13 protein-coding genes are annotated in these 11,965 nt (G+C 68.7%); 9 read left to right on the top strand and 4 right to left on the bottom strand.

Going from position 1 to position 11,965, the window contains the following annotated elements; genetic code table 11:
* The first annotated feature begins 3 nt into the window (after positions 1 to 3).
* From QWJ38_RS17055 to QWJ38_RS17025, 7 genes are all read left to right on the top strand, one after another.
* On the top strand, positions 4 to 411 hold the full coding sequence (locus QWJ38_RS17055; protein ID WP_290360302.1) for a VOC family protein: 408 nt from the start codon (positions 4 to 6) through the stop codon (positions 409 to 411).
* Positions 412 to 545: 134 nt separating this feature from the next.
* On the top strand, positions 546 to 1,040 hold the full coding sequence (locus QWJ38_RS17050) for a LysE family translocator (RefSeq protein WP_290360301.1): 495 nt from the start codon (positions 546 to 548) through the stop codon (positions 1,038 to 1,040).
* Entirely contained in the window at positions 1,037 to 1,561 is a 525-nt protein-coding gene (locus tag QWJ38_RS17045) for a YbaK/EbsC family protein (RefSeq protein WP_290360300.1), read from the top strand. Before QWJ38_RS17050 ends, QWJ38_RS17045 begins: the two co-directional genes overlap by 4 nt.
* Positions 1,558 to 1,806, top strand: a complete 249-nt coding sequence (locus tag QWJ38_RS17040) for a DUF1289 domain-containing protein (RefSeq protein ID WP_434063991.1) — start codon at positions 1,558 to 1,560, stop codon at positions 1,804 to 1,806. The genes QWJ38_RS17045 and QWJ38_RS17040 overlap by 4 nt, the downstream gene beginning before the upstream one ends.
* Before the next feature lie 30 nt (positions 1,807 to 1,836).
* Positions 1,837 to 2,493, top strand: a complete 657-nt coding sequence (locus tag QWJ38_RS17035) for a 2-hydroxychromene-2-carboxylate isomerase (RefSeq protein WP_290360299.1) — start codon at positions 1,837 to 1,839, stop codon at positions 2,491 to 2,493.
* Positions 2,494 to 2,702: 209 nt separating this feature from the next.
* Positions 2,703 to 4,370, top strand: coding sequence for an MFS transporter (locus QWJ38_RS17030; RefSeq protein WP_290360298.1), 1,668 nt, complete (start codon positions 2,703 to 2,705; stop codon positions 4,368 to 4,370).
* A 138-nt stretch (positions 4,371 to 4,508) separates the two neighbouring features.
* The gene (locus QWJ38_RS17025; RefSeq protein WP_290360297.1) at positions 4,509 to 4,688 is read left to right on the top strand and encodes a hypothetical protein; all 180 of its coding nucleotides are present in this window, start codon (positions 4,509 to 4,511) and stop codon (positions 4,686 to 4,688) included.
* A gap of 67 nt (positions 4,689 to 4,755) precedes the next feature.
* Here QWJ38_RS17025 and QWJ38_RS17020 read toward each other — a convergent pair whose 3' ends face one another.
* The 4 genes from QWJ38_RS17020 to QWJ38_RS17005 all read right to left on the bottom strand — a co-directional run bounded on the left by QWJ38_RS17020 (position 4,756) and on the right by QWJ38_RS17005 (position 9,541).
* Positions 4,756 to 6,072: an N-acetylmuramidase domain-containing protein gene (locus QWJ38_RS17020; protein ID WP_290360296.1), complete on the bottom strand. Its 1,317-nt coding sequence runs from the start codon at positions 6,070 to 6,072 to the stop codon at positions 4,756 to 4,758.
* Positions 6,069 to 6,641: a hypothetical protein gene (locus QWJ38_RS17015; RefSeq protein WP_290360295.1), complete on the bottom strand. Its 573-nt coding sequence runs from the start codon at positions 6,639 to 6,641 to the stop codon at positions 6,069 to 6,071. The genes QWJ38_RS17020 and QWJ38_RS17015 overlap by 4 nt, the downstream gene beginning before the upstream one ends.
* Positions 6,642 to 6,809: 168 nt before the next feature.
* On the bottom strand, positions 6,810 to 8,384 hold the full coding sequence (locus tag QWJ38_RS17010; RefSeq protein ID WP_290360294.1) for a sensor histidine kinase: 1,575 nt from the start codon (positions 8,382 to 8,384) through the stop codon (positions 6,810 to 6,812).
* Between the two features lie 107 nt (positions 8,385 to 8,491).
* On the bottom strand, positions 8,492 to 9,541 hold the full coding sequence (locus tag QWJ38_RS17005; RefSeq protein WP_290360293.1) for a GGDEF domain-containing protein: 1,050 nt from the start codon (positions 9,539 to 9,541) through the stop codon (positions 8,492 to 8,494).
* Between the two features lie 344 nt (positions 9,542 to 9,885).
* Here QWJ38_RS17005 and QWJ38_RS17000 point away from each other — a divergent pair, with 344 nt between their 5' ends.
* Together QWJ38_RS17000 and QWJ38_RS16995 are read left to right on the top strand one after the other, a co-directional pair.
* Positions 9,886 to 11,001: an ABC transporter substrate-binding protein gene (locus tag QWJ38_RS17000; protein WP_290360292.1), complete on the top strand. Its 1,116-nt coding sequence runs from the start codon at positions 9,886 to 9,888 to the stop codon at positions 10,999 to 11,001.
* Positions 11,002 to 11,069: 68 nt separating this feature from the next.
* Positions 11,070 to 11,963 carry a DMT family transporter gene (locus QWJ38_RS16995; RefSeq protein ID WP_290360291.1) on the top strand — a complete coding sequence of 298 codons (894 nt, stop codon included), beginning with the start codon at positions 11,070 to 11,072 and terminating at the stop codon, positions 11,961 to 11,963.
* The last annotated feature ends 2 nt before the right edge of the window (positions 11,964 to 11,965 follow it).

Here is an 11,965-nt window from a genome sequence, read left to right as displayed (position 1 = left end):
CCGATGGCCATTGAACTCGACCACACGATCGTGCCCTCGCGCAACAAGATCGCCGCGGCCCGGCTGCTGGCCGGCCTGCTGGACGTGCCCTGGGCCGAGTCGGGCCTGGGGCCCTTCTCGCCGGTCTATGTCAATGCGGGGCTGACCCTGGACTTCATCGACACCGACGAGGATTTCCCGGTCTATCACTTCTGCTTTCGCGTCGGCGAGGCCGAGTTCGACGCGATCCTGGCGCGCATCCGCACGGCCGGCATTCCGTTTCGCGCCGAGGTGCGCGGGCCCATGGACCAGCGCATCAACACCGACTACGGCGGGCGGATGATTTACTGGAACGAGCCGGACGGCCACCAGTGGGAGATGCTGACGGTCAGCTATGCGCGGCCGCCCGCTACGCCGGCCACGCCCGGCTGAGCGGCGAGCTCTCTTGTACCGGTCGACCGAGCGGTACAGCGTCCCGCGCCGGGGCCCGGCTTGTGCCTGTTCGCGCCCGGCCAGCTTGCCTACGCTGTGGCTGATCCAATCCGCCACGCGAAGGCCCGCTGACCATGATGTCGACCACCGAACTGCTGCCGCTGATGAGCTACTGCCTGCTGATGTCGGGCACGCCCGGGCCCAACAATGTGCTGCTGACCGCCGCCGGCGCGAACTACGGCTACCGGCCGACCCTGCCGCAGATCCTCGGCACCAACAGCGGCGTCGCCGCGCTGACCTGGCTCAGCTGCCTGGGCCTGGGGCAGCTGTTCGCCGCCTGGCCCCCTGCCCAGCAGGGCCTGCGCATCGCCGGCGCGCTGTACCTGCTGTGGCTGGCCTGGCGGCTGACCGGCAATGTGATCGTCTGCTGGCGCGCGGCGCCAGCTTCAGTGCGCAGGCCGGCGAGGCCGCGCAGCCGGACCGCCATCTGCGCTTCAACGTCGTATTCAGCCAGCAGCCGCGGCTGTCGGACTATCTGGGCGAGCGCCTGCGCGCGCTGGAGCAGGCGCGGCGCAGCTGGGTCGGTGCCGCGGGCTGAGTGCGGCGATGCGTCAGAATGGACGCCATGAATGCCCGCATCGATGAGGAACCGTCCCGCCCCGAAGGATTCCAGCGCGTCAGCGCCGCGCTGATCGAGAAGCAGCACGGCCATGCGCCGCTGTGGCTGGAGATTGCCGCGCGCACCTCGCAGGAGGCGGCCGACGCGCTGGGCGTCAGCCTGGGCCAGATCGCCAAGTCGGTGGTGTTCCGCCGCAAGAGCGACGAGGCGGCGGTGCTGGTGATCGCCTCGGGCGACCGCCGCGTCGACGAGAAAAAACTGAAGGCGCTGACCGGGCCGCTGTCGCGCGCCGATGCCGACTACGTGAAGGCGCGCACCGGCTTCTCGATCGGCGGGGTCTCGCCGCTCGGTTTCGCGCCGGCCGATGGCGCGGCGCCGCCGCAGCTCTTCGTCGACCGCGAGCTGTTCCGCTTCGACGTGATCTGGGCCGCGGCCGGCCATCCGAACGGCGTGTTCCGCATGACGCCGGCCGAACTGGAGCGGCTGACCGGCGCGCCGGTGATCGACGTCGTGCAGGAGCCGGCCGCATGACGATGAAGAACTGCCCGCCGCCGCCCGTACCGCTGCCGGCCGTCCATTCGCCCTGCATCAATGTCTGCCGCATGCACGCGGGCACCGGCTGGTGCGAGGGCTGTGCGCGCACGATCGCCGAGATCGCCGCCTGGGGCGGCGCCGACGACGCGACCCGGCTGCAGATCCTGGCGCGCCTGCCCGAGCGGCGCCGGCTGCTGGTCGAGCAGGGCGTGTTCAGCGCCGCCGAGGCGGACATGCCCTGAACCCGTCATCCGCTGGAAGGACCATCGCCCATGAAAACACTGCAGTTCTATTTCGACCCGGTCTCGCCCTATGCCGCGCTGGCCTTCGAGCGCCTGCCCGAGGCGCTGGTCGGCATCAGCTACCAGGTCGAGTACCGGCCGGTGCTGTTCGCCGGCATCCTGCATGTGGTCGGCCAGAAGGGGCCGGCCGAGATCGAGAGCAAGCGGCAATGGACCTTCCGCCATGTCGCCTGGCTGGCCGACCAACTGAAGATCGCGCTGGACACGCCGGCCCGCCATCCGTTCAACCCGCTGCCGCTCTTGCGCCTGGCCTGGGCCACGGTCGAACCCGGCCAGCCGGCAGGCACGCCGAACCGGCTGACGGTCGAGAAGATCTTCCGCCATGTCTGGCAGAGCGCCGGCGCCGATGCCAACGATCCGGTGCGTCTGGCGGCGCTGAAGCAAGACCTGGCCCCGAAGCAGGATCCGGAGAGCGAGGCGATCAAGGAGCAGCTGCGCGTGGCAACCGAGCAGGCGATCGCGCTGGGCGTGTTCGGCGTGCCGACGATCGCGGTCGACGGCCGGCTGTTCTGGGGCCTGGACTCGCTGCCCATGCTGGCCGCCTATCTGAACGGTGAGCCCTGGTTCGACAGCGGCGCCTGGGAGGCCGCCGCGGTGGCGCGGCCCGGCGTGCTGCGCAAGCATTGATGCGATGAGAGCGCCGGGCGGGCCGGCTCGGTGCTTACCCTCGCGGGCGCCGAAATTTCGCATTGAGAAATGAAACCCTAGGGTTGCAGCCCAGTTTGTCAGCCAGCGTTCAGCGCGGCGTCAGAGATAGGTCAGAGCGCCGGTCCACAGTGGCGACTCAAGAATCACCGGTCGGTGGTTCTTCAGAACTCATTGTGGAGACTTCACACATGGCAACTGCAACTGCTGTGTCGACCAACACGCCGATGACGGGCGAGGAGAAGAAGGTCATCTTCGCCTCCTCACTCGGCACCGTGTTCGAGTGGTACGACTTCTATCTGTACGGCTCCTTGGCAGCGATCATCGCCAAGCAGTTCTTCGCCGGTCTGGACGCCGGTTCTGCCTTCATCTTCGCGCTGCTGGCCTTCGCCGCGGGCTTCATCGTGCGCCCCTTCGGCGCGCTGGTGTTCGGCCGCCTGGGCGACATGATCGGCCGCAAGTACACCTTCCTGGTGACGATCCTGATCATGGGTCTGTCCACCTTCATCGTCGGCGTGCTGCCGAACTACGCCTCGATCGGCGTCGCCGCGCCGGTGATCCTGATCGGCCTGCGCCTGCTGCAAGGCCTGGCCCTGGGCGGCGAGTACGGCGGCGCGGCCACCTACGTGGCCGAGCATGCGCCGCACGGCAAGCGTGGCGCCTTCACCTCCTGGATCCAGACCACCGCGACCCTGGGCCTGTTCCTGTCGCTGATGGTGATCCTGGGCACCCGCACATGGCTGGGCGAAGAGGCCTTCGCCGACTGGGGCTGGCGCGTGCCCTTCCTGGTCTCCATCCTGCTGCTGGCGATCAGCGTCTGGATCCGCCTGTCGATGAACGAGTCGCCGGCCTTCCGCAAGATGAAGGCCGAGGGCAAGACCTCGAAGGCGCCGCTGACCGAATCCTTCGGCCAGTGGAAGAACCTGAAGATCGTGATCCTGGCCCTGATCGGCCTGACCGCCGGCCAGGCCGTCGTCTGGTACACGGGCCAGTTCTACGCGCTGTTCTTCCTGACGCAGTCGCTGAAGGTCGATGGCGCCACCGCCAACATCCTGATCGCGCTGTCGCTGGTGATCGGCACGCCCTTCTTCGTGATCTTCGGTTCGCTGTCCGACAAGATCGGCCGCAAGCCCATCATCATGGCCGGCTGCCTGCTGGCCGTGCTGACCTATTTCCCGCTGTTCAAGGCGCTGACCCAGGCCGCCAACCCGGACCTGGCCAAGGCGCAGGCCACCTCGCAGGTCGTCGTGACCGCCGATCCGAAGGAGTGCTCGTTCCAGTTCAACCCGACCGGCACGGTCAAGTTCACCAGCTCCTGCGACATCGCCAAGCAGGTGCTGGCCGGCGGCTCGGTCAGCTACGAGAACGCCGTGGCTCCGGCGGGCACGCCCGCGACGATCAAGATCGGCGAGACCGTCATCACCGGCTACAGCTCCAAGGGCCTGCCGGCCGATGAGGCCAAGAAGAAGGACGCCGAGTTCAAGAAGGCGGTGGGCGACGCGCTGAAGGCCGCGGGCTACCCGGCCAAGGCCGATCCGGCCAAGGTCAACAAGCCGCTGGTCGTTGCCATCCTGACGGTGCTGGTGATCTATGTGACCATGGTCTATGGTCCGATCGCCGCGATGCTGGTCGAGATGTTCCCGACCCGCATCCGCTACACCTCGATGAGCCTGCCGTACCACATCGGCAATGGCTGGTTCGGCGGCCTGCTGCCCACGACCGCCTTCGCCATCGTGGCGCAGACCGGCAATATGTACAACGGCCTCTGGTACCCGATCATCATCGCCGCGGTGACCTTCGTCGTCGGCATGCTGTTCGTCAAGGAGACCAAGGACGTGGACATCTACGCCCACGACTGATTGATGCAGGGCGCGGCCGCGAGGCCGCAGAAGGAAAGGGCGGTCCTCGGGACCGCCTTTTTTTCATGGGCCTTGGATCAGCCTGCCGTCAGCAAGCCTGCGGACAATCGACACGCAACTACTGAAGGAGATTGGCTCATGTGGAAGATCCTGGTCGGCTTTGCCGTATTCGCTGCGCTGGCGCTGTTCCTGCTGAGCAAGGGCGGCGACATCGATATGAGCGGCGAGAAGCATGGCATCGACGATCACGCGCCGGCGGCCTCCGCGCCCGCCGCCTCGGCGGCCGCGCTGCCGGCATCGGCGGCGGCTTCCAGCTGAGGGCCGGTCGAGCAAGACGAACAAAGGCCGGGGCATGCCCCGGCCTTTTTGCTGGCTGCCCGCCGGCTCAGGCAGTGCCGGCAAAGACGCGGTACTGCGCGCGCAGCTTGTCGTCGTAGGCGTTCTGCCGGTAGCCGGCGCCGTTGTAGGCGTAGGCAAAGGCGGCCCAGTCCTTTTCGGCCAGCAGCTGCGCCAGCGTGCGGCCGCTGCGGTCCTTGTTGCGGGCGACGAAGCGGCAGAAGGCCTCCAGCTGGTCGCGCTCATGCGTCTTCATCCGCTCGACGAACTCGTCCACCGAGCCGTAGCCCAGCGGCTTCCAGTGGAAGCCCATGATCTGGAACAGGCCCCAGGAGGCCGACTCGCGCGCGGCCTCGCGCTGGATGCCCTCGGCGCGCAGCAGGCGGCGCATCTCGCCGGCGCCGCCGACATAGAACTGCTTGGTCCAGGTCGGATAGAGGATGTCCTCGTTGCCGCGCACCAGGGTCTCGGGCCGCAGGCCGGCCAGCTTCAGGCGGTTCCAGAACACATGGCCCTCGAACAGGATCTTCGGATCGTCGCCGATGAAGCCCTTGCCATTGGACTCGACCTTGTAGACCGCGCGCATCGCCGCGGTCTCGATCTGCAGGCTTCGCGCCGCCGCCTCGAAATCCGCGTCGCCGATGAAGCGCGAGGCCATCTGCTGCTGCGCGTCCGAGGTCTGCGACAGCAGGGTGGTCCAGGTCTTTTCGCCGGCGACGCCATCGGCGACCAGGCTGTTCTTGCGCTGGAACTCGGCCACCGCGCGCTCGGTCTCGTCGTCGAAGGCGCCGCTGGACTTGTCCAGGAAGCCGGCCTTGACCAGCAGCGACTGCAGGCGGCCGATCGCATCGCGCTCGCCGCTACCGCGCTTGAGCACGGGCGTCGGCGAATCGGCCTGCGAGGGGGGCAGCACCACGGCCACCGGCCGGCTGGCGTCGGCCAGCGCGACCGCCTCGGCCGGCGCCGGCGCCTGATCGGGCGGCAGCAGGGTGGCGGTCGTGCTGTTCGGCCAGCCGCCCGGATCGCGCTCGAAGCGCGGCGCCTCCAGCACGCCGCCGCGCCGGCCGCCCCAGCGGTTGCGCGGGTCCAGGTCTTCCCAGTACTTGCCGATCGGCTCCAGCGTGGCCAGGTCCTGCACCAGCTCGAAGTGGTCGTTGCTGTCGCGGAACAGGTTCAGCGTGATCGCGCATTTGCGCAGATGGGGGCTGTCCATGCTCTTCTCGCGGCCCGAGCGCACATAGATCTCCTGCGTTTCCGGCGAGCGCTCGAGCTCGCCGCCGGTAACGAGGAATTGCTGCCGCTCGGCATAGTCGAGCAGCCGCCGCACGTCCTTCAGAAAGGACATCTGTTCGGTCAGCAGGCTCATTTGCCGTCACCTCCGCCCTTTTGCGCCAGGGCGACGTCGATCTGCTTGGACTTCTCGGCGCTGCCCTTGGAACTGCCGAAGTAGTAGCCGAGGATCTGCGTCACCGCCGCCGACAGCACGCCGAGGATGTAGAGCACGATGTCCTTCTGCGTCGGGTTCAGACCGCCCTCGGCGCCGCTCTTGCCGGCCCAGAGGAAGAACAGCCAGAACAGCACGACGGCGGCCGACACGACGAAGGCCGCGAGCGCCGGCTGGATCGCCTTCGCGTACCAGGGGGCGTCGGCGCTCATCAGGATCGCCGCCTGGTTCTTGCGCGCATCGGCGACATCGGCCAGATAGGCCTTGGTCTCCTCGAAGGCGAGCTTGTTGTCCTCCAGCTGCAGGCGCAGCAACTCTTCCTCGTGCTCGGCCTGGAACTGGCGCAGCTTCAGCTGGTCGGCCTCGGAGAGCGCCGCCTGGTCGAGGTCGACGCCGGTCTTCTCCTTGATGAAGTCCTTGCCCTTGACCAGGGCGGCATTCGCGACGAGCCGCAGGCCCGAGCTGAGCAGGGCCATGATGAACGGTGCCATATCGGCTCCTCGTAGCTAAGCGTTGACGAACGCGCAGCGGGCGGCGGACCTGGGTTCGAGCGTCGCCGTCGAGGGCCGACGCCCGCTGCCTCCGCGCAGGCTGTCAGCAATATAGGGAGGCCGCCCGGGCGGCGACATCCCAAGATTGATGAATCGTCGCGCTGGGGGTCAGTCCCTGCCCGGGACCGCGTCGCCGCTGCGCACCGGCGCGACGCAGGGCAGCTGCACCAGCATCTGCGTGCCCTGGCCGGGGCTGGAGCGCACCTCGATCTGGCCGCCCAGCACATTGGTCACGATGTTGTGCACGATGTGCATGCCCAGGCCCGAGCCGCCGGTGCCCAGCTTGGTGGTGAAGAAGGGGTCGAAGATGCGCCGGCGCACCGCTTCCTCCATGCCGCGGCCGTTGTCGCTGACGCTCATCTCGACCTGGCCGGCGCCCAGGCTGCTGCAGCGCACGACGACGCGGCCGCTGTCGCGGCCCTCGAAGGCGTGGACCAGCGCGTTCATCAGCAGATTGGTCAAGACCTGGCCCAGCGAGCCGGGGTAGCTGTTCATCGGCAGCTTCTCGTTCAGATCGGTCTCGATGACGAAGGGCGTGCGCTTGAAGCTGGGCTCGACCATCACCAGCACGTCCTCGACGACCTGGGTCAGGTCGAAGTCGCGGCGCAGATCGGTGGTCTGGTCGATCGCCACCTGCTTGAAGTCGCGCACCAGATCGGCCGCCTTCTGCACATTGCGCTGCAGGATGTCCTGGCCGCGGCGGGTGTCGCGCACCAGCTCCTCCAGCTGGCTGCGGCGCATCGGCGTGCCGCTGCCCAGCATCAGGTCCAGCTGCTTGTAGCGGTCTTCCAGCGCCGAGACGACGGTCAGCGAATTGCCCAGCGGCGTGTTCAGCTCATGCGCGACGCCGGCCACCAGCCGGCCCAGCGAGGCGAGCTTTTCCGACTCGACCAGCTCGCTCTGCGCCGTCTGCAGATGGGCCAGCGCCTGCGACAGCTCGGCATTGCTGGTCCTCAGTTCGCCAGTGCGCTGCTCGACCTGCTCCTCCAAGGTGTTCGCGTGCTGGCGCAGCGCCTCGAAGGCCGACAGCAGCGCCTGGCGCATGCGCTCCATCGCCAGGCCCACGCGGGCGATCTCGTCGCTGCCGCCGAGCTCCAGCGGCTTGTCCAGCCGGCCCGCGGCCAGCGCCTCGGCCGCCTGCGTCAGCCGCGTCATCGGCCGCAGCACGAAGGCCTGCATCACCCACAGGATCAGCGCCGAGGACAGGGTCAGGGTCAGCAGGCTGCGCCAGAGCGCGCGCTGCATGTCGGCGCCCTTGGTCTTGAGCAGCGGCGCGGCGCTCATGCTGACGGTCAGCTTGGCGATCTCGCGACCATCGCGCAGCACCGGTCGCGTCTCGCTGAGGGTCAGCTCCTGCTCGCCCTCAAGCTGCGGACGCTGATGGGTCAGGAAGGGCTGGGTCGTCGACGGCTCGACGACCCGCATCGCGACGAAGCGCGGGTCGTCGAACTGCGCCTTGATCATCGGCTCGGCCAGGTCGGGCGAGACCTGCCAGACCGGCTCGGCCAGCGACAGCGACAGCACCTCGGTCGTGCGCGCCAGCTCGCGGCGCAGATCCTCGAGCGCGGCGTGGCGCGTCTTCTGGTAGTCGTACAGCAGCACCAGCGCCGTCGGCATCAGCAGGCCGACCACCAGCGCCAGCATGACCGCGTAGCGCAGCGAACTGCGCTGCAGCCTCAACATGCTGGCAGGCCCGCAGGCGGCGGGGAGGAGAGGGAGCGGATCGACATGGGGTGGCGAACGAGCGGATCAGCGGCCAGTGTAGAGGCTCGCGGCGGACCGCTCGATGCTCAGGCGGCGCGGGCCGCCAGCACGGTGACGCAGTTGCGTCCGCTGCGCTTGGACGCATAGAGCGCACGGTCGGCGCGCTCGAAGAAGTCGTTGGCGCTTTCGCCGACGGCCAGCTGCGTGACGCCGACCGAGATCGTCACCCGCTCGATGCTCTGCAGGCGGTCGCCGCGGCGGATACGGCTGGCTGCGACGCTCTGGCGCATCGCCTCGGCCAGCTTCTGCGCGTCGGGCAGTGCGGCCCTGGGCATCAGCAGGGCGAACTCCTCGCCGCCGACGCGGGCCGGCAGCGCGGCATCGGCGGCCACGCCCTTCAGGGTCTGGGCGACCGCGCGCAGCACATGGTCGCCGAAGGAATGGCCGAAGCTGTCGTTGACCTTCTTGAAGAAGTCGATGTCGCCCAGCACCAGGCAGGGCGCTTCAGCCGCCGCGCCAGCCGCCGCGCCGGCGCCGCCGACCACGCACTCATTGAGCCGCTGCTCGAAGGCGCGGCGGTTCGCCAGGCCGGTCAGCGCATCGATCAGCGCCTCGCTGCGGGCGCGCTGCACCTCCTCGCGGAGCAGGCCGATCTCGCCCTGGCTGCTGTCCAGGCGCCGCTGCAGATCACGCATCGCGGCGCGGATCTCGCGCGTGCCGGCGAGCAGTTCCCGCAGCACCTCGACCTGGGTCTGCGCCGGCGGATCGGCCAGCAATTGCTCGACCCAGCTGGACAGCGAGGAATCGAAGCGCGCCGTCTGGTCGCCGGCCTGCGCGGCGCTGGCGGCCATGGTGTCGAGCACGCGGCTGAAGCCCTCGCTGAGCTTTTGCGCGCCGCCGGTGTCGAGCTCGCCGAGGTGGCGGCGGTACAGCGACCAGGTCTGCGCCTCGTCCAGTCCCTCGCCGGCCTCGGTCAGCGCCTGCAACTCGCGGCTCAGCGTCGGGTTGCGCCCGCTGACATGCTCGTACCAGACCGCGTAGCTGACTGGGTGCAGCGCGCTGCGCTGGCGGGTCATCAAGGGCAGGGCGGCGCGCAGATGGTCGGCGCTGCGCGCCCTGCTGTCCAGGTATCTCATTGGCTACTCCTCCATTCGTTCGCGAACGGCCGGTGCCTTCCCTGCCGTTTGTCGATCCGGCAGCGAAGGCTTCGCCCTCCGCCTGGTGCCGCTGTATGGCCGCGGCACTCCGTTTTGTCTGTCGGCTCTATCGGCCGGCCCGCCGCGGACCGAAGCGCCGATCGCGCAGCGCGGGCCTGGCCGACTTGAGTTTTGCCAACTATTGCCGAGGCGGCCGCGGCGCCAGCCACCGGAGCCGGGTTTTCACCGAGCGCCCGGGCCGCACCGCAGGGCCGCGCCTCGCCACAATCGCGACGCCTGTCCCCTCGGGGACAGGTCTTGTCCATCACCGAGGAGAACGAGCGATGGGGCTGCTGCGCAAGACCTGGATCGGGACCTTTTTCTTCATCGCCATGGCGGCGCTGCCGGCGCGGGCCGACATCAAGATCGGCCAGACGGCGGCCTTCACCGGCCCTGGTGCATCCAGCGTGCAGGAGGCGACGGAGGGCGCGCGGCTGTACTTCGACGCCTTCAATGCCCAGGGCGGCTTGAAGGGCCAGCGCATCGAGCTGATCTCGCTGGACGACAGGTACGAGCCGCAGCTGAGCGCCGCCAATACCAGGAACCTGATCGAGCAGGGCGTCGTGGCGATGTTCCTGAGCCGCGGCACGGCCCCTTCGCAGGCGATCGTGCCGCTGCTGGCCGAGCACCGGCTGGCCCTGGTCGCGCCCAGCAGCGGCGCGATGGCGCTGCGCGAGCCGGCCAATGGCTATGTGTTCAATCTGCGCGCCAGTTTCCAGCGCGAGGCCGAGCGGGCGATCCGGCATCTGGCCGGCATCGGCGTCAAGCGCCTGACCATCGTGCAGGTCAACGACGAGTTCGGCAACGACGCCGGCATTGGCGCGCTGCGCGGCCTGCAGGCGCTCAATATGCGCGCCTCCGCGCATCTGCGCTTCGACCGCAACAAGCCCGAGCTGGCGCCGCTGATGCAGCAGGTGGCCAAGGCCAATATCGAGGCGGTGCTGCTGATCGGTCCGGGCTACGCGGTGGTCGAGGGCATCAACGCGCTGCGCGCCGCGGGCTCGACCGCCCATGTGGCGACCCTGTCCAACAATGCCTCGACCGAGTTCGTCAAGGCCTTGGGCGACAACGCGCGCGGCGTCATCGTGACCCAGCTCTTCCCCTACGAGCGCTCCTCGGCGACGCCGCTGGTGCGCGAGGCGCAGGCGCTGGCCAAGGCACGCGGCAAGACCGAGCTGACGCCGGCCCAGATCGAGGGCTTCGCCGCCGCCAAGCTGCTGGTCGAGGGGCTGAAGCGCAGCGCCAAGGACCTGAGCCGCGAGGGCCTGCTGAAGGCGCTGGAGGGACTGCAGCAGTTCGATCTGGGCGGGCTGGAGCTGAGCTTCGGACCCAAGCAGCGCGGCGGACTGGACTTCGCCGACGTGTCCATCATCGGGCCGGACGGCAAGTTCTGGCGCTGATTCCGTGATGGCTGTGTAGCGCCCTGACGAAGGCAGGCCGGCGAGAGCGCTGCCTAGAATCGGCGCCAATGACTGCTGCCCCCAAGCCCCTGTGGCCCGGCCTGCTGCTGGCCACGCTCGGCGCGATCGCGTTCTCCGGCAAGGCCATCATCGTCAAGCTGGCCTACCGGCATGGGGTCGATGCGGTGACGCTGATCATGTACCGCATGCTGTTCGCGCTGCCGCTGTTCCTGCTGCTGAGCTGGTGGGCCAGTCGCGGCCAGCCGGCCTTGACCCGGCGCGACTGGATCGCCGTGCTGGGCCTGGGCTTCTCGGGCTACTACCTGGCCAGCTTCCTGGACTTTGCCGGCCTGGCCTATGTGACGGCCAGCTTCGAGCGCCTGATCCTCTATCTCAACCCGACCCTGGTGCTGTTCCTGGGCTGGCTGCTGTTCAAACGCCGGGTTGCGGGCCGGCAATTGCTGGCGCTGGCCGTCAGCTACGCCGGCGTGATCCTGGTCTTCGGCCAGGAACTGCATCTGCAGGGCCGCGATGTGCTGCTCGGCGCGGCCCTGGTCTTCGGCAGCGCGGTCAGCTATGCGCTCTACCTGGTCTACAGCGGCGAGGAGGTCAAGCGCCTGGGCGCGATGCGGCTGACCGGGCTGGCGACGACGGTGGCCAGCCTGTTCTGCATCGCGCAGTTCCTGCTGCTGCGACCGGTCTCGGCGGCATTGACGGTGGCGCCCGAGGTGATCTGGCTGTCGCTGCTGAACGCCAGCCTGTGCACCTTCGCGCCGGTGCTGATGGTGATGATGGCGATCGAGCGGCTCGGCGCGACCATTGCCGCCCAGACCGGCATGATCGGCCCGATGTCGACGATCCTGATGGGGGTGTGGATACTCGGGGAGCCGTTCACGCCGGTGGTGCTGGCCGGCACGGTGCTGGTGCTCGGTGGCGTGTGGCTTTTGACTCGATGGAGATGAAG

Origin of the sequence: Roseateles violae (genome assembly GCF_030410485.1) — a bacterium.
Taxonomy (GTDB): Bacteria; Pseudomonadota; Gammaproteobacteria; order Burkholderiales; family Burkholderiaceae_C; genus Roseateles_D; species Roseateles_D violae.
Note: the sequence above shows the minus strand (reverse complement) of the source record. Positions and strands in the feature narration are given on the sequence as shown.

Excerpts from the sequence above, each read along its gene's own strand:
- QWJ38_RS17055 (WP_290360302.1), top strand. The coding sequence starts at position 4 with ATGGCCATTGAACTCGACCACACGATCGTGCCCTCGCGCAACAAGATC.
- QWJ38_RS17050 (WP_290360301.1), top strand. The coding sequence starts at position 546 with ATGATGTCGACCACCGAACTGCTGCCGCTGATGAGCTACTGCCTGCTG.
- QWJ38_RS17045 (WP_290360300.1), top strand. The coding sequence starts at position 1,037 with ATGAATGCCCGCATCGATGAGGAACCGTCCCGCCCCGAAGGATTCCAG.
- QWJ38_RS17040 (WP_434063991.1), top strand. The coding sequence starts at position 1,558 with ATGACGATGAAGAACTGCCCGCCGCCGCCCGTACCGCTGCCGGCCGTC.
- QWJ38_RS17035 (WP_290360299.1), top strand. The coding sequence starts at position 1,837 with ATGAAAACACTGCAGTTCTATTTCGACCCGGTCTCGCCCTATGCCGCG.
- QWJ38_RS17030 (WP_290360298.1), top strand. The coding sequence starts at position 2,703 with ATGGCAACTGCAACTGCTGTGTCGACCAACACGCCGATGACGGGCGAG.
- QWJ38_RS17025 (WP_290360297.1), top strand. The coding sequence starts at position 4,509 with ATGTGGAAGATCCTGGTCGGCTTTGCCGTATTCGCTGCGCTGGCGCTG.
- QWJ38_RS17020 (WP_290360296.1), bottom strand. The coding sequence starts at position 6,072 with ATGAGCCTGCTGACCGAACAGATGTCCTTTCTGAAGGACGTGCGGCGG.
- QWJ38_RS17015 (WP_290360295.1), bottom strand. The coding sequence starts at position 6,641 with ATGGCACCGTTCATCATGGCCCTGCTCAGCTCGGGCCTGCGGCTCGTC.
- QWJ38_RS17010 (WP_290360294.1), bottom strand. The coding sequence starts at position 8,384 with ATGTTGAGGCTGCAGCGCAGTTCGCTGCGCTACGCGGTCATGCTGGCG.
- QWJ38_RS17005 (WP_290360293.1), bottom strand. The coding sequence starts at position 9,541 with ATGAGATACCTGGACAGCAGGGCGCGCAGCGCCGACCATCTGCGCGCC.
- QWJ38_RS17000 (WP_290360292.1), top strand. The coding sequence starts at position 9,886 with ATGGGGCTGCTGCGCAAGACCTGGATCGGGACCTTTTTCTTCATCGCC.
- QWJ38_RS16995 (WP_290360291.1), top strand. The coding sequence starts at position 11,070 with ATGACTGCTGCCCCCAAGCCCCTGTGGCCCGGCCTGCTGCTGGCCACG.